The sequence below is a fragment of the Klebsiella sp. 141251 genome (assembly GCF_050600725.1).
In the GTDB taxonomy this organism is placed as follows: domain Bacteria; phylum Pseudomonadota; class Gammaproteobacteria; order Enterobacterales; family Enterobacteriaceae; genus Klebsiella; species Klebsiella aerogenes.
Genome location: NZ_JAQIRG010000006.1, coordinates 309,955 through 324,596 on the forward strand (window position 1 = coordinate 309,955; position 14,642 = coordinate 324,596).

Genomic DNA, 14,642 nt, shown 5'->3' on the forward strand with positions numbered 1-14,642 from the left:
ATGGGCACAAAAGCGATCTATCCGGGCACCTTTGACCCTATCACCAACGGCCATATCGATATCGTCACCCGCGCGGCGGGTATGTTTGATAAGGTTTTGCTGGCCATCGCCGCCAGCCCGAGCAAAAAACCGATGTTCAGCCTCGATGAACGAATTGCGCTGGCGGAGCAGGCAACGGCGCATCTGGTCAACGTTGAGGTGATTGGCTTTAGCGATTTGATGGCCAATTTCGCCCGCGCGCAGCAGGCCAATATTCTCATTCGCGGCCTGCGGGCAGTGGCGGATTTCGAATATGAAATGCAGCTGGCGCACATGAACCGCCATCTGATGCCCACCCTGGAAAGCGTGTTCCTGATGCCGTGCAAGGAGTGGTCGTTTATCTCTTCATCGCTGGTTAAGGAAGTGGCGCGCCACCAGGGCGATGTCTCCCACTTCCTGCCGCCTAACGTGCATCAGGCGTTGTTAAATAAGCTGAAGTAGTATGTCCTTCCCCCGCTCGCGCTACGCTTAGCGGGGCTACCAGCTTACCTGGCCTGGCATAATCCCCAACCTTCTCCACTACTTCTGACACTGGCGGCAATAAAAGGTCGCTCGCTGCGCGTGTTTGCTGGCGATAATCGGCGTACCGCAGATCCGGCACGGCTCGCCTTTGCGGCCATAAACCTGTAGCTCCTGGGCGAAATATCCCGGTTTGCCGTCGCTTTGCAGGAAATCCTTCAGCGTCGTTCCACCTTGCTCAATTGAGCGTAGCAGCACCAGCTTAATCATCTTCACTAACCACTCGCATTCTTGATGCGAGAGCGACGAGGCCAGCCGATCGGGATGGATCCCGGCGGAAAACAGCGATTCGCTGGCGTAGATATTCCCCACGCCCACCACCAACTTGTTATCCATCAGCCAGGGTTTGATGGCGGTTTTCTTCTTCGCGCAACGCTGCTGGAGATAGTCGGCGTTGAATTCATCGCTTAGCGGCTCCGGGCCGAGATGCGCCAGCACCGGATGACCATCCAGCTCTTTAGTCCATAACCAGGCGCCGAAGCGGCGAGGATCGGTATAGCGCAGCACTTTACCGTTACTCAGCACCAGGTCGACGTGGTCGTGTTTTTCAGCCGGCTGCTCTTCACTGAGGATACGCAGGCTACCGGACATGCCAAGATGAATAATGATCCAGCCGTGGCGCAGCTCCAGCAGCAGATATTTGGCGCGTCGGCGCACGCTCAGCACCGGTTCATCGCTCAGGCGATAAATCTCTTCGGATACCGGCCAACGCAGGCGCCCGTTGCGTACTACGGCGTGCAGGATGTTAGCGCCTACCAGATGCGGCTCAATGCCGCGACGGCTGGTTTCGACTTCAGGTAATTCAGGCATTTTTTTCCTCTTAACCACACAGTTTCGGGTGACAGGGAGGCAGCGGGAAGAGAGGCCGGAAGGCTTAATAAAGCAAGCGGCCAGGCTGTACGCGTGCAGCCAACGCACCTGTGCTCGAAGGGTGAAGCATAAAACAAAAAACCCCGCCGGAGCGGGGTTTTAGTACAAGGAGACTAAAATTATTTGATTTTAGCTTCTTTGTAGATAACGTGCTGACGTACAACCGGATCGTACTTTTTCAGTTCCATTTTTTCCGGTTTGGTACGCTTGTTCTTCGTGGTGGTATAGAAGTGACCAGTACCAGCGGAAGAAACCAGCTTGATTTTCTCACGAATACCTTTAGCCATGATTTATTTCCTCTAAGTACTTAGTACTTTTCGCCACGGGCACGCAGTTCAGACAGAACTGTATCGATGCCTTTCTTATCGATTACACGCATACCTTTAGCAGATACGCGCAGGGTGACAAAACGCTTCTCGCTCTCAACCCAGAAACGGTGAGAGTGCAGGTTCGGCAGGAAACGGCGTTTAGTCGCGTTCAGTGCGTGGGAACGGTTGTTACCGGTCACCGGACGCTTGCCAGTAACTTGGCAGACTCGGGACATGTCTATTCTCCAAAAATCAAATTAGCTCGAGCTTCGTATGGGGTATTGGCGCCTCGTCAGGCTTTACAGCCCGGTCATCGCATAGTTCTATTGAACTCTCGATTGCCAGGCCCAAATGCCAAACCCGAGATTCTCAAAGGTGGCGTAGTATACGCTGACTTGGCGGTGTGCTCAAGTCCCGAACAGACAAAGATCCCGATAGATCGCATGATCGGGGCTAAATCCAGCCACGTTCGGCAAAAGAGACGTACGCGCCGCGGCCAATAATCAGATGATCAAGCACGCGTATCTCCATGAATCTACAACACTTAACCACCCTGTCGGTCATCAACTTATCCGACTTACTCGGTTCAGGACTACCGGAAGGATGATTATGGGCAAGGATCACCGCGGCGGCGTTCACTTTGATTGCTTCGCGTACAATTTCTCGCGGATGCACCTCTACGTGGCTAAGAGTACCAGAAAAAAGGCGGCTATGTTTCAATACCCGGTTCTGATTATCTAAAAAGATCGCCATAAAGATCTCCCGCTCTTCATCGGCGAGCTGGCTTTGTAAAAATTCTCGCGTCATAAGCGGCGTGACCAGCGACGGTTCCTCTCTCATCCGCAGGCTAAAATAGCGCCGCGCCAGCTCGGCAATACCTTTAAGTTGCGCATATTTCGCAATGCCGATGCCGTCGATATCGGCAAATTGTTCTATCTCAGCCGATAACAACCCGTACAGCGAACCGAAGCGCTGTAGCAAGCTGTGTGAAAAAGTCAGCACATCCTGGGTACGCGTGCCGGTACGCAAAAACAACGCCAGCAGCTCAACGTCGCTCAACGTTTCAATACCGTCGCGCAGCATTTTTTCCCGCGGCATCAATGATTCCTGTATATCCATTACCCTGTCTCCTTTCCCGTTCCTCGCCCATCCTGGCATACCCTTTTCACGCTGCCGACCGGTGATTTCAAGGCCTGCGTAGCCCCTCGCAAAGTGAGTATCCGGCATACGCACGATGCCACCGGGATTGTGATAAGATGCGCGGATTCTGGTGTATTTCAACAGGACAAAATCATGATGAGTCTGGCTGGTAAAAAGATCGTTCTCGGCGTGAGCGGCGGCATCGCCGCCTATAAAACGCCGGAACTGGTGCGCCGACTGCGAGAACGCGGCGCGGATGTACGCGTCGCCATGACCGAAGCCGCCAAGGCCTTTATTACCCCGTTGAGCCTGCAGGCGGTTTCCGGTTATCCGGTCTCCGATAGCCTGCTGGATCCGGCCGCTGAAGCGGCAATGGGCCATATTGAACTGGGCAAGTGGGCCGATCTGGTTATCCTTGCCCCGGCAACCGCCGATTTAATCGCCCGCGTCGCCGCCGGTATGGCGAACGATCTGGTCTCCACGATTTGCCTGGCTACGCCCTCGCCGGTGGTCGTCGTTCCGGCGATGAACCAACAGATGTATCGCGCCGCCGCCACCCAAGACAACCTTGCCACTATTGCCGCCCGCGGCCTGTTGATATGGGGCCCGGATAGCGGCAGCCAGGCCTGCGGCGACGTTGGGCCGGGCCGCATGCTCGATCCGCTCACTATCGTGGAGATGGCGGCGCAGCATTTCTCGCCTGTCAAAGATTTGCAACATCTCAACATCATGATTACCGCGGGCCCAACCCGCGAGCCGCTGGATCCGGTGCGCTATATCACCAACCATAGCTCCGGCAAAATGGGCTTCGCGATTGCCGCCGCCGCCGCACAACGCGGTGCGAACGTCACGCTGGTTAGCGGCCCGGTGTCGCTGCCGACGCCGCCGTTTGTGCAGCGCATCGATGTTGGCACCGCGCTGGAAATGGAAGCGGCGGTGCAGAATGGCGTGCAACAGCAGCATATTTTCATCGGCTGCGCCGCCGTTGCCGACTACCGCGCAGCGATTGTCGCCGACGAGAAAATCAAAAAACAAGGTGATGAATTAACAATAAAAATGGTCAAAAATCCGGACATCGTCGCCGGGGTGGCCGCACTAAAAAATCACCGCCCGTACGTTGTTGGATTTGCCGCCGAAACAAATAATGTGGAAGAATACGCCCGGCAAAAACGTGCCCGCAAAAATCTCGACCTGATTTGCGCCAATGATGTTTCTCAGCCAAATCAAGGTTTTAATAGCGATAACAACGCATTACACCTTTTCTGGCAGGATGGGGATAAGCGCTTACCACTTGAGCGCAAGGAATTCCTGGGCCAATTATTACTCGACGAGATCGTTACCCGTTATGATGAAAAAAATCGACGTTAAGATTCTGGACCCGCGTGTTGGCAAGCAGTTCCCATTGCCGACTTATGCCACCTCCGGCTCGGCCGGACTTGACCTGCGCGCCTGTCTTGACGACGCCGTAGAGCTGGCGCCGGGCGCAACCACCCTGTTGCCGACTGGCCTTGCGATTCATATCGCCGATCCGTCTCTGGCGGCGGTGATTCTGCCGCGTTCTGGTCTGGGCCATAAACATGGCGTCGTGCTGGGCAACCTGGTTGGCCTTATCGACTCCGACTACCAGGGGCAGCTGATGGTTTCCGTGTGGAACCGCGGCCAGCAGAGCTTTACTATCGAGCCGGGCGAGCGCATCGCGCAGATGGTCTTTGTGCCGGTGGTACAGGCGGAATTTAATCTGGTGGAAGAGTTTGACGCCACCGACCGCGGCGAAGGCGGCTTCGGCCACTCAGGGCGCAAATAAGCCCGGCTATACGGAACCCGCATCCCAAAGCGCATAATGCAATAACATCACCGCAAACTAAGGTTTGCGGTCGCTTTGTGGATGCCTGCCTGACAAGTGCTTATTTTCAGGGGTATTTTAAAACATGGCAGAAAAACAAACTGCGAAAAGGAATCGTCGCGAAGAAATACTTCAATCTCTGGCGCTGATGCTTGAATCCAGCGATGGTAGTCAACGTATTACCACGGCGAAGCTGGCGGCCTCCGTCGGTGTTTCCGAAGCGGCGTTATACCGTCATTTTCCCAGTAAAACCCGCATGTTTGACAGCCTGATCGAGTTCATTGAAGACAGTCTGATTACGCGCATCAATTTGATTTTGAAAGATGAAAAGGACACCACGGCTCGTCTGCGCCTGATTGTTCTGCTGATTCTTGGGTTTGGCGAGCGTAATCCTGGGCTGACGCGTATCCTCACCGGCCACGCCTTAATGTTCGAACAGGACCGTCTGCAGGGTCGTATCAACCAGCTATTTGAACGTATCGAAGTTCAATTGCGTCAGGTGATGCGTGAAAAGAAAATGCGTGAGGGAGAGGGCTACACCCTCGACGAGACGCTACTGGCAAGCCAGCTGCTGGCATTTTGCGAAGGCATGCTGTCGCGTTTTGTGCGTAGCGAGTTCAAGTACCGCCCAACGGATGATTTCGATGCCCGCTGGCCGCTGGTCGCGGCGCAACTGCAGTAAAGCTCTATATGCAGCCGCAAGGCTGCATGGCTCATCATTCACCTTCTCAGCGTGCTCTGGCTATACCGGCAGCCGCTGGCTGCCGGGCTCATCTTCAGACGCCGTAGGCTTCGCGGTAAGCGCGTACCGATGCCAAATGCTCAGCCATCTCAGGCTTTTCTTCCAGATAGGCGATAAGATCTTTCAGGGTGACGATAGAAATCACTTTGCAGCCATAATCACGTTCCACTTCCTGAATCGCGGAGATCTCGCCGCGACCGCGCTCCTGGCGATCAAGCGAGATGAGCACGCCAGCCAGTTCAGCGCCGTTAGCCTGAATAATTTCCATTGATTCACGAATTGCGGTACCGGCGGTAATCACGTCGTCCACCAGCATCACGCGGCCCTGGAGCGGGCTACCGACCAGGTTGCCGCCTTCACCGTGGGTCTTCGCTTCTTTACGGTTGAAGCAGTACGGCAGGTCGCGGTCATGATGCTCAGCCAGCGCGACGGCGGTGGTGGTGGCGATAGGGATACCTTTATAGGCCGGGCCGAACAGCAGGTCGAACTCGATCCCGGAATCCACCAGCGCCTCGGCGTAGAAACGGCCCAGCAGAGCCAGATCGCGCCCGGTATTAAACAGGCCGGCGTTGAAGAAATAGGGGCTTTTACGCCCGGATTTCAGCGTAAATTCGCCAAACTTAAGAACCTGCTTGCTAAGCGCAAACTCAATAAACTGGCGCTGATACGGCTTCATGGATTCGCTCCTTTTAGTACTGTCATCAATGTCGGACTACACGCTTTGTCCTTCGCAGGTGTCATGAAGGATAAAGCGCAAAAAAAAGGCGACTTCTCAGTCGCCTTAATCATTAATTTTCTAACGCCGCTTTCTGCGTCGTAATAATGGATTCGATTCCCCCTCGCGCTAACGCCAGGAGAGTGAGGAGCTCTTCATGGGTGAACGGCTCGCCTTCCGCCGTGCCCTGCACCTCAATAATGCGGCCGTCTTCGGTCATTACCACATTCATATCGGTTTCCGCGGCGGAATCTTCCACGTACTCCAGATCGCAGATGGCTTCACCATTAACGATACCAACGGAAACGGCGGCTACCATCCCCTTCATCGGGTTGGTTTTCAGTTTACCGGCAGCAACCAGCTTGTTCAGCGCATCGGCCAGCGCAACGCAGGCACCGGTAATGGACGCGGTACGGGTACCGCCATCGGCCTGCAGCACGTCGCAATCGAGCGTAATGGTGAACTCGCCCAGCGCTTTCAGATCCACCGCGGCGCGCAGCGCGCGAGCGATCAGACGCTGAATTTCCATAGTGCGGCCGCCCTGCTTGCCTTTTGCGGCTTCGCGAGCGTTACGGGTATGGGTGGAGCGCGGCAGCATGCCATATTCGGCGGTGATCCAGCCCTGGCCCTGACCTTTCAGGAAGCGCGGCACGCCTTCGTCGATGGAGGCAGTGCACAGCACTTTGGTGTCGCCAAATTCGACCAGCACGGAGCCTTCAGCGTGTTTTGTATAGTTACGGGTCAGGGTTACTGGACGCACCTGATTAGCGCTACGGCCTGCTGGACGCATGATTACTCTCCGGCTTGAAACGAATGTGGCTGCGCATTATACACAAATTCGGCCAAGTTGCATCGCGACGACGCGCGCCTGCCAATGTGGATAATGCGCGCTTATTCCTATCCTGAAAGGGCCTCGAAAGCTATAATCCTCCCCACTCTCCTTAAAAAACAGGAACGTCTATGATCCGCAGTATGACCGCCTATGCCCGGCGTGAAATCAAGGGTGACTGGGGTAGCGCCGCGTGGGAACTGCGCTCGGTAAACCAACGCTATCTGGAAACCTACTTCCGCCTGCCGGAACAGTTCCGGAGCCTGGAGCCCGTGGTTCGCGAGCGCATCCGCTCTCGCCTGACTCGCGGCAAAATCGAATGTACCCTGCGTTTTGAGCAGGATCCCAGCGCCCAGGGTGAGCTGATTCTTAACGAAAACCTGGCCAAGCAGCTGGTTAACGCCGCTAACTGGGTAAAAATGCAGAGCGATGAAGGCGAAATCAATCCGGTTGATATCCTGCGCTGGCCTGGCGTTATGGCCGCTCAGGAGCAAGACCTTGATGCCATCGCCGCTGAAATCCTCAACGCCCTGAATGGCGCGCTGGACGATTTTATCGTCGCTCGCGAGACCGAAGGCCAGGCATTGAAAACGCTGATCGAACAACGTCTGGAAGGCGTCAGCGCCGAAGTCAGCAAAGTCCGCGCCCATATGCCGGAAATCCTGCAGTGGCAGCGCGAACGTCTGGTCGCCAAGCTTGAAGACGCCGAAGTGCAGCTGGAAAACAACCGCCTCGAGCAAGAGCTGGTGTTAATGGCGCAGCGTATCGACGTCGCCGAAGAGCTCGATCGCCTGGAAGCGCACGTTAAAGAGACCTACAACATTCTGAAGAAGAAAGAAGCCGTGGGTCGCCGCCTCGACTTCATGATGCAGGAATTCAACCGCGAGTCGAACACTCTGGCCTCCAAATCCATTAATGCCGAAGTGACCAATTCAGCGATTGAGCTGAAGGTGCTGATCGAGCAGATGCGCGAGCAGATCCAGAATATCGAGTAATCTCTTCCCCGGCTGGCCTGCCCCCGCGGGCCAGCATTACTTTTTCTTATTCATTTTTGAAAAGCAAAAGCCAAATCCCCCACAGTGATTGACCATATCAATCATTCAGCATTAGCTTTTTTCATGAAAATCAGCTCACTTTAGAAAAACTCAATCGTGATCTGTCGCACAAATCGCTACCCTTTGCCCATCATTGTGGGGGATTTATGCTGCTTCATGTTCTTTATCTGATTGGTATTACGGCGGAAGCGATGACCGGCGCCTTAGCGGCCGGGCGTCGCCGGATGGACACTTTTGGGGTGATTATTATCGCTACCGCCACCGCGCTCGGCGGGGGATCCGTGCGTGATATCCTGCTCGGCCATTATCCGCTCGGTTGGGTGAAGCACCCGGAATACGTCATCATTGTGGCGGTTGCCGCCGTTCTCACCACCATCGCCGCGCCGGTAATGCCGCACCTGCGCCGCCTGTTTCTGGTGCTGGATGCCCTGGGCCTGATTGTATTCTCGATTATTGGCGCGCAAATCGCGCTGGATATGGGCGAAGGACCGATAATCGCGTCTATTGCCGCCGTGATCACCGGCGTCTTTGGCGGCGTGCTGCGCGATATGTTCTGTAAACGTATCCCGCTGGTGTTTCAGAAAGAACTGTACGCTGGCATCTCTTTTGCCGCCGCGGTGCTCTATATCGCGTTACAGCACTACGTCAGCAGCCACGACGTCGTGGTCATCGCCACGCTGCTCTTCGGCTTTACCGCGCGTATGCTCGCCCTGCGCTGGAAGCTCGGCCTGCCGGTCTTCTACTACAAACACGACGCACATTGATTCCTCAAAAACCCGGGATATGTTGCCCGTTGAGCCACTGCGCCAGCGCGGCAATATCCGGGTTTTGCAAAAAGGCGACCAGCTGGCGCGCCCTTTCCTGCCCCACCCCCGGTAATTGCCGCCACTGGGACTCATTGCGCTCCTGCAATAGCTGCCAGTTTTCTGACGCAACGCTCGCCTGCGCGGACTGAGGTATCGGTACCCCCAGCGCCAGCACCCAACGAATAAACGGCTGCTCGCGGGTCAAATTGAACTGATGCCACAGCCGCAGGCCACGCTTGCTGGTAATGCCTGGCACGCTCTGTAGTTGTTCAGGCGTCAAAGCCAGCCATGAAAAAAGATGTGCCATGCGGCGATCGTCTATTAGCGTGCGCCATAGCGCCTCTCCTGCTCCCCCCATATCCAGAACTGGCTTAGACGATAGCCAAACAAGCCGGGAGAGAAACTGCCCGGCGCACTCGGACGACGCATAATAACAGGTTAAGGAATGAAAACGGGGCGAAGGCGGTTGTGGCGCATCGCGGTGGCTGGCCCGCCAGACCACGCTATCCAGACGCGGGATCCCCTGTCCAGCCAGGCTTATTAGCACCTGGTCTCCGGCGACGATGTCTAACTGCCGCCAGCGGGCCACCGAGCCAATATTGACCCGACGCACCAGTTTATCGTCCAGTTTTACCGGTTCGAGATGCGCCACAACGGCTATCTTGCCGCTGCGCCCGACAGTGAACTGGATTGTGGTCACTTCCGCCACCTGCGAAAACGGCTGATATTTCCAGGCCGCCACCCAGTGCCCCTGTCCTGGAAGCCAACTGCCCCCGGCTGGTTCTTTTTCCGCACGGATCACAATGCCATCGGTGACAAAGGGCAGCGGCGAGGCGAACCAGCGCTCGCGCCAGACGGCGGTCTCCTGCCAGTCTTTCACCGGATGGGAATAGCGCTGCGCCAGAGGAAACCCGCCGTCGGCAAGCAGCGCCAGGCGGGCGGACATCCGGGCCGGACCGTCGGGCCAGGCCCAGATAAAAACCCCCAGCGTATTCAGCGTTGCCGATGGCGCTTTGCGCATCAGTATCCCGGCGACTTTCGCCCGTGAATTCATACCGCCCGCCTGTTTTTGTATGTGCCCCTCTTGCAGCTGAAAAATCTCGCCCTGTAGCACGCTATTTGCCAGCGCTCCTGCGGTAGTTTGCGGTACGTCGGGGATCTGGCGCACTTTTACCGTCCAGTCTTCCCCCGCCAGACCGTCGCCGCGGCTAATCGCCTGTATTAACCTCCCCGCGCGATAAACCAGCGTCACCGCCACCCCGTCAACTTTCGGCAGTACCCACAGATTGGGTTTCTCGCGCATCCAGCGTCCGACGCTTGCGGCATCAGGCAGTTTACGCACGCCGGTATGCGGGATGGGATGTTTGACTTCGCCGCGCGGCGGCGGCAGCTCATCTTCAGGCGTCTCCTGACCGAAGCAGCGCCGCCACTGCGCCAACCGGGCAGATAGCATGTCATAGACCTCGTCGCTGACCTCGCTGCGGCCCTGCTGCCAGTAGGCCGCTTTCCAGTCGGCAATCTGCTGGCTCAGGCGATCTATCTCCTGCCCGGCTTGTTGCAAAGACCACGCCGGGCAGGCCGCCGTTGCCATTGCCGCCGCCATCCATAACGCTGTCGCTATCAGCCATCTGCACATGCCTTTACCTCCTTGTTCTACCTTGCGGCATCGTGCGCTAAAGACCGAAGCCGCGGCGACAGGCAAATCATTACGTTGCGAGCGGCTTTCCAGGATTTACACCTTGTTGCTGCAACTGCTTAAGAAATCAGGAAAGCGGCAGGCAAAATGAAAGAAACAGCGGCAAAAAGTGTGACAATGACTGCGTCACGCGGCGGCGGCGTGTATAATAGGCTCGTATGTAGGATCTCTTTCGACAATCACATACAAAAGACACTCATGGCTCAAGGCACGCTTTATATTGTTTCCGCCCCTAGCGGCGCGGGTAAATCCAGCCTGATTCAGGCTTTATTGAAAACCCAACCGTTGTACGATTCCCAGGTTTCTGTTTCGCATACCACGCGCAATCCGCGCCCGGGCGAAGTTCACGGTGAACACTATTTCTTTGTCGATCACGATAAATTCAGGTCGATGATTAGCGAAGACGCTTTCCTTGAGCACGCTGAGGTTTTTGGCAATTATTACGGGACCTCTCGTGAAGCTATCGAGCAGGTCCTGGCGACCGGCGTTGATGTTTTTCTTGATATCGACTGGCAGGGCGCCCAACAAATCCGTAATAAAATGCCCGGCGCGCGCAGCATCTTTATTCTGCCGCCGTCAAAAGACGAACTTGACCGCCGCCTGCGCGGCCGCGGCCAGGACAGCGAAGAAGTCATCGCAAAACGTATGGCGCAGGCAGTTGCAGAAATGAGCCATTACGCGGAATATGATTACCTTATTGTGAATGATGATTTTGATACCGCTTTAGGCGATCTGAAAAACATTATCCGCGCTGAACGTCTGCGCATGAGCCGCCAAAAGCAGCGACATGGCGCTTTAATCACCAAACTATTGGCAGACTGAACCCACATTCAGTATCATGCCCAGTCATTTCTTCACCTGTGGAGCATTTTAAGTATGGCACGCGTAACTGTTCAGGACGCTGTAGAGAAAATTGGTAACCGTTTTGACCTGGTACTGGTCGCCGCGCGTCGCGCTCGTCAGATGCAGGTAGGCGGAAAGGATCCGCTGGTACCGGAAGAAAACGATAAAACCACCGTTATCGCACTGCGCGAAATCGAAGAAGGTCTGATCAACAACCAGATCCTCGACGTACGTGAGCGCCAGGAACAGCAAGAGCAGGAAGCCGCTGAATTACAAGCCGTTACCGCGATTGCTGAAGGTCGTCGTTAATCACACAGCGGGTCGCCCTTGTATCTGTTTGAAAGCCTGAATCAGCTGATTCAAAACTACCTGCCGGAAGAGCAAATCAAGCGCCTTCGGCAGGCATATCTCGTTGCACGTGACGCTCACGAGGGTCAGACACGTTCAAGCGGTGAACCCTATATCACGCACCCGGTAGCGGTGGCCTGCATTCTGGCCGAGATGAAACTCGACTACGAAACGCTGATGGCCGCGCTGCTGCATGATGTGATTGAAGATACCCCTGCCACCTACCAGGACATGGAACAGCTTTTTGGTAAAAGCGTCGCCGAACTGGTAGAGGGGGTGTCGAAACTTGATAAGCTCAAGTTCCGCGATAAGAAAGAGGCGCAAGCTGAAAACTTCCGCAAAATGATCATGGCGATGGTGCAGGATATCCGCGTCATCCTCATCAAACTTGCCGACCGCACCCACAACATGCGCACCCTGGGCTCGCTACGCCCGGATAAACGCCGTCGCATCGCCCGCGAAACGCTGGAAATTTATAGCCCTCTGGCGCACCGTTTAGGTATCCATCACATTAAAACCGAGCTCGAAGAGCTGGGCTTTGAAGCGCTGTACCCTAACCGCTACCGCGTCATTAAAGAAGTGGTCAAAGCGGCGCGCGGCAACCGAAAAGAGATGATTCAGAAAATCCTCTCTGAGATCGAAGGGCGTTTACAGGAAGCAGGGATCCCCTGCCGCGTTAGCGGTCGCGAAAAGCATCTATACTCTATTTACTGCAAAATGGTGCTCAAAGAGCAGCGTTTTCACTCGATCATGGACATCTACGCCTTCCGCGTTATCGTTCACGATCCCGATATCTGCTATCGCGTGCTGGGCCAAATGCACAGCCTCTACAAGCCGCGTCCAGGTCGTTTCAAAGATTACATCGCCATTCCGAAAGCGAACGGCTATCAATCTTTGCACACCTCGATGATTGGTCCCCACGGCGTTCCGGTCGAGGTACAAATTCGTACCGAAGATATGGACCAGATGGCGGAGATGGGGGTTGCGGCGCACTGGGCTTATAAAGAGCACGGGGGCGAAAGCAGCACGACCGCGCAAATCCGCGCTCAGCGCTGGATGCAAAGCCTGCTGGAACTGCAGCAGAGCGCCGGTAGCTCGTTTGAATTTATCGAGAGCGTTAAATCCGATCTGTTCCCGGATGAGATTTACGTTTTCACCCCGGAAGGGCGCATTGTCGAACTGCCTGCCGGCGCCACGCCGGTGGACTTCGCCTACGCGGTGCATACCGATATCGGCCATGCCTGCGTTGGCGCGCGCGTCGACCGTCAGCCCTATCCGCTGTCGCAGCCGCTCTCCAGCGGCCAGACTGTCGAAATCATTACCGCGCCGGGCGCGCGTCCGAATGCCGCATGGCTGAACTTTGTCGTCAGCTCGAAAGCGCGCGCCAAGATCCGCCAACTGCTGAAGAACCTTAAGCGCGACGATTCCGTCAGCCTTGGCCGCCGATTGCTCAACCACGCATTAGGCGGCAGCCGCAAGCTGGCAGAAATCCCGCCGGAGAACATCCAGCGCGAACTTGATCGCATGAAGCTTGCCACGCTTGACGATCTGCTGGCGGAAATCGGTCTCGGTAACGCAATGAGCGTCGTGGTAGCGAAAAATCTGCAGCAGGGCGAAGCCTCTGCCGCACCGGTGCCGGCCAACGCGTCGAATCACGGCCATCTGCCGATCAAGGGCGCCGATGGCGTGCTGATTACTTTCGCCAAGTGCTGTCGTCCGATTCCGGGGGACCCGATCATCGCCCACGTCAGCCCAGGCAAAGGGTTGGTTATCCACCATGAATCCTGTCGTAACATCCGCGGCTACCAGAAAGAGCCCGAGAAGTTTATGGCGGTCGAATGGGATAAAGAAACTGCGCAGGAATTTATCGCCGAAATTAAGGTGGATATGTTCAACCACCAGGGCGCGCTGGCTAACCTGACGGCCGCAATCAACACCGCGTCTTCCAATATTCAGAGCCTGAATACGGAAGAAAAAGATGGCCGCGTTTACAGCGCCTTTATCCGCCTGACCGCGCGTGACCGCGTGCATCTGGCGAATATCATGCGCAAAATTCGCGTCATGCCGGACGTGATTAAAGTCACTCGTAACCGAAATTAGCTTTTACAAAAATCGAATCCCCAGGAAGGTACTAAAGTACGTGACTGGGGTGAGTGAGTGCAGCTAACGCCGAGGCAGTTCGAAGGATTAAGTAGAATGAATTCACAGCGTTATGCGCGTATCTGCGAGATGCTCGCCAGGCGTCAGCCTGATCTGACGGTCTGCATGGAGCAGGTCCATAAACCCCATAACGTCTCTGCGGTCATCCGCACCGCAGACGCCATCGGCGTACACGAAGTACACGCCATCTGGCCTGGCAGTCGTATGCGCACCATGGCCTCTGCCGCCGCCGGCAGCAATAGTTGGGTGCAGGTGAAAACGCACCGCACGATCGGCGATGCCGTCAGCCACTTAAAAGGCCGGGGCATGCAAATCCTCGCGACGCACCTTTCCGACAAAGCCATCGATTTTCGCGAAATCGACTATACGCGCCCGACCTGCATCCTGATGGGCCAGGAGAAAACCGGCATCACCCAGGAAGCGCTGGCGCTGGCAGACCAGGACATCATTATTCCAATGGTCGGTATGGTGCAGTCGCTGAACGTCTCCGTCGCCTCCGCGCTGATCCTTTACGAAGCGCAGCGTCAGCGGCAGAACGCCGGAATGTACCAACGCGCCAATAGCATGCTGCCGCCTGAAGAGCAGCAGCGGCTGCTATTTGAAGGCGGTTACCCGGTGCTGGCACGCGTCGCCAGGCAAAAAGGTCTGCCTTATCCCCACGTCAACGAGCAGGGCGAAGTCGAAGCCGATGCCGAGTGGTGGGCAACGATGCAGGCGGCGAGGTAAATC

At 55.9% G+C, this 14,642-nt stretch carries 17 protein-coding genes; 10 read left to right on the plus strand and 7 right to left on the minus strand.

The window, feature by feature from the left end:
• Complete coding sequence (gene coaD / locus PGR09_RS15865; RefSeq protein ID WP_015703808.1) at positions 1-480, plus strand: pantetheine-phosphate adenylyltransferase; 480 nt, start codon at positions 1-3, stop codon at positions 478-480.
• 78 nt (positions 481-558) lie between these two features.
• Here coaD and mutM read toward each other — a convergent pair whose 3' ends face one another.
• From mutM to radC, 4 genes are all read right to left on the minus strand, one after another.
• Positions 559-1,368 (minus strand): bifunctional DNA-formamidopyrimidine glycosylase/DNA-(apurinic or apyrimidinic site) lyase, encoded by an 810-nt coding sequence (gene mutM / locus PGR09_RS15870; RefSeq protein WP_015369156.1) that lies wholly within the window; start codon positions 1,366-1,368, stop codon positions 559-561.
• Positions 1,369-1,547: 179 nt separating this feature from the next.
• Positions 1,548-1,715, minus strand: coding sequence for a 50S ribosomal protein L33 (gene rpmG / locus PGR09_RS15875; protein ID WP_002922510.1), 168 nt, complete (start codon positions 1,713-1,715; stop codon positions 1,548-1,550).
• Between the two features lie 20 nt (positions 1,716-1,735).
• Positions 1,736-1,972, minus strand: a complete 237-nt coding sequence (gene rpmB / locus PGR09_RS15880; RefSeq protein ID WP_002436699.1) for a 50S ribosomal protein L28 — start codon at positions 1,970-1,972, stop codon at positions 1,736-1,738.
• A gap of 217 nt (positions 1,973-2,189) precedes the next feature.
• Positions 2,190-2,855: a RadC family protein gene (gene radC, locus PGR09_RS15885; protein WP_015369154.1), complete on the minus strand. Its 666-nt coding sequence runs from the start codon at positions 2,853-2,855 to the stop codon at positions 2,190-2,192.
• A 177-nt stretch (positions 2,856-3,032) separates the two neighbouring features.
• Between radC and coaBC the strand changes: the two genes are divergently transcribed.
• From coaBC to slmA, 3 genes are all read left to right on the plus strand, one after another.
• Positions 3,033-4,244 (plus strand): bifunctional phosphopantothenoylcysteine decarboxylase/phosphopantothenate--cysteine ligase CoaBC, encoded by a 1,212-nt coding sequence (gene coaBC, locus PGR09_RS15890; protein WP_047078234.1) that lies wholly within the window; start codon positions 3,033-3,035, stop codon positions 4,242-4,244.
• Positions 4,222-4,680 carry a dUTP diphosphatase gene (gene dut / locus PGR09_RS15895; RefSeq protein WP_020077682.1) on the plus strand — a complete coding sequence of 153 codons (459 nt, stop codon included), beginning with the start codon at positions 4,222-4,224 and terminating at the stop codon, positions 4,678-4,680. The genes coaBC and dut overlap by 23 nt, the downstream gene beginning before the upstream one ends.
• A gap of 124 nt (positions 4,681-4,804) precedes the next feature.
• Complete coding sequence (gene slmA / locus PGR09_RS15900; protein WP_015369151.1) at positions 4,805-5,401, plus strand: nucleoid occlusion factor SlmA; 597 nt, start codon at positions 4,805-4,807, stop codon at positions 5,399-5,401.
• 94 nt (positions 5,402-5,495) lie between these two features.
• On the opposite strand, the gene pyrE is transcribed toward slmA, so the two are convergent.
• Positions 5,496-6,137 (minus strand): orotate phosphoribosyltransferase, encoded by a 642-nt coding sequence (gene pyrE / locus PGR09_RS15905; RefSeq protein WP_015703811.1) that lies wholly within the window; start codon positions 6,135-6,137, stop codon positions 5,496-5,498.
• Between the two features lie 112 nt (positions 6,138-6,249).
• The gene (gene rph, locus PGR09_RS15910; RefSeq protein WP_045390593.1) at positions 6,250-6,966 is read right to left on the minus strand and encodes a ribonuclease PH; all 717 of its coding nucleotides are present in this window, start codon (positions 6,964-6,966) and stop codon (positions 6,250-6,252) included.
• 170 nt (positions 6,967-7,136) lie between these two features.
• On the opposite strand from rph, the gene PGR09_RS15915 reads away from it, so the two are divergent.
• Positions 7,137-8,000, plus strand: a complete 864-nt coding sequence (locus tag PGR09_RS15915; protein WP_045390591.1) for a YicC/YloC family endoribonuclease — start codon at positions 7,137-7,139, stop codon at positions 7,998-8,000.
• Between the two features lie 206 nt (positions 8,001-8,206).
• Positions 8,207-8,824 carry a trimeric intracellular cation channel family protein gene (locus PGR09_RS15920; RefSeq protein WP_015703812.1) on the plus strand — a complete coding sequence of 206 codons (618 nt, stop codon included), beginning with the start codon at positions 8,207-8,209 and terminating at the stop codon, positions 8,822-8,824.
• 4 nt (positions 8,825-8,828) lie between these two features.
• Here the strand turns inward: PGR09_RS15920 and ligB are convergent, their stop codons facing one another.
• Complete coding sequence (gene ligB, locus PGR09_RS15925) at positions 8,829-10,502, minus strand: NAD-dependent DNA ligase LigB (protein ID WP_430916291.1); 1,674 nt, start codon at positions 10,500-10,502, stop codon at positions 8,829-8,831.
• 258 nt (positions 10,503-10,760) lie between these two features.
• On the opposite strand from ligB, the gene gmk reads away from it, so the two are divergent.
• From gmk to trmH, 4 genes are all read left to right on the plus strand, one after another.
• Positions 10,761-11,384, plus strand: a complete 624-nt coding sequence (gmk, locus tag PGR09_RS15930; RefSeq protein WP_015369144.1) for a guanylate kinase — start codon at positions 10,761-10,763, stop codon at positions 11,382-11,384.
• Between the two features lie 54 nt (positions 11,385-11,438).
• A complete protein-coding gene (gene rpoZ / locus PGR09_RS15935; RefSeq protein WP_000135058.1) occupies positions 11,439-11,714 on the plus strand; it encodes a DNA-directed RNA polymerase subunit omega in 276 nt (91 codons plus the stop codon).
• Positions 11,715-11,732: 18 nt separating this feature from the next.
• Positions 11,733-13,853 (plus strand): bifunctional GTP diphosphokinase/guanosine-3',5'-bis pyrophosphate 3'-pyrophosphohydrolase, encoded by a 2,121-nt coding sequence (spoT, locus tag PGR09_RS15940; RefSeq protein WP_015369143.1) that lies wholly within the window; start codon positions 11,733-11,735, stop codon positions 13,851-13,853.
• A 96-nt stretch (positions 13,854-13,949) separates the two neighbouring features.
• Positions 13,950-14,639 carry a tRNA (guanosine(18)-2'-O)-methyltransferase TrmH gene (gene trmH / locus PGR09_RS15945; protein ID WP_047047644.1) on the plus strand — a complete coding sequence of 230 codons (690 nt, stop codon included), beginning with the start codon at positions 13,950-13,952 and terminating at the stop codon, positions 14,637-14,639.
• The last annotated feature ends 3 nt before the right edge of the window (positions 14,640-14,642 follow it).

Coding starts and splice junctions, on each gene's coding strand:
- slmA (WP_015369151.1), top strand. CDS start 4,805: ATGGCAGAAAAACAAACTGCGAAAAGGAATCGTCGCGAAGAAATACTT.
- coaD (WP_015703808.1), top strand. CDS start 1: ATGGGCACAAAAGCGATCTATCCGGGCACCTTTGACCCTATCACCAAC.
- ligB (WP_430916291.1), bottom strand. CDS start 10,502: ATGTGCAGATGGCTGATAGCGACAGCGTTATGGATGGCGGCGGCAATG.
- gmk (WP_015369144.1), top strand. CDS start 10,761: ATGGCTCAAGGCACGCTTTATATTGTTTCCGCCCCTAGCGGCGCGGGT.
- pyrE (WP_015703811.1), bottom strand. CDS start 6,137: ATGAAGCCGTATCAGCGCCAGTTTATTGAGTTTGCGCTTAGCAAGCAG.
- PGR09_RS15920 (WP_015703812.1), top strand. CDS start 8,207: ATGCTGCTTCATGTTCTTTATCTGATTGGTATTACGGCGGAAGCGATG.
- dut (WP_020077682.1), top strand. CDS start 4,222: ATGATGAAAAAAATCGACGTTAAGATTCTGGACCCGCGTGTTGGCAAG.
- radC (WP_015369154.1), bottom strand. CDS start 2,855: ATGGATATACAGGAATCATTGATGCCGCGGGAAAAAATGCTGCGCGAC.
- rpmG (WP_002922510.1), bottom strand. CDS start 1,715: ATGGCTAAAGGTATTCGTGAGAAAATCAAGCTGGTTTCTTCCGCTGGT.
- rpoZ (WP_000135058.1), top strand. CDS start 11,439: ATGGCACGCGTAACTGTTCAGGACGCTGTAGAGAAAATTGGTAACCGT.
- coaBC (WP_047078234.1), top strand. CDS start 3,033: ATGAGTCTGGCTGGTAAAAAGATCGTTCTCGGCGTGAGCGGCGGCATC.
- PGR09_RS15915 (WP_045390591.1), top strand. CDS start 7,137: ATGATCCGCAGTATGACCGCCTATGCCCGGCGTGAAATCAAGGGTGAC.
- mutM (WP_015369156.1), bottom strand. CDS start 1,368: ATGCCTGAATTACCTGAAGTCGAAACCAGCCGTCGCGGCATTGAGCCG.
- rph (WP_045390593.1), bottom strand. CDS start 6,966: ATGCGTCCAGCAGGCCGTAGCGCTAATCAGGTGCGTCCAGTAACCCTG.
- rpmB (WP_002436699.1), bottom strand. CDS start 1,972: ATGTCCCGAGTCTGCCAAGTTACTGGCAAGCGTCCGGTGACCGGTAAC.
- trmH (WP_047047644.1), top strand. CDS start 13,950: ATGAATTCACAGCGTTATGCGCGTATCTGCGAGATGCTCGCCAGGCGT.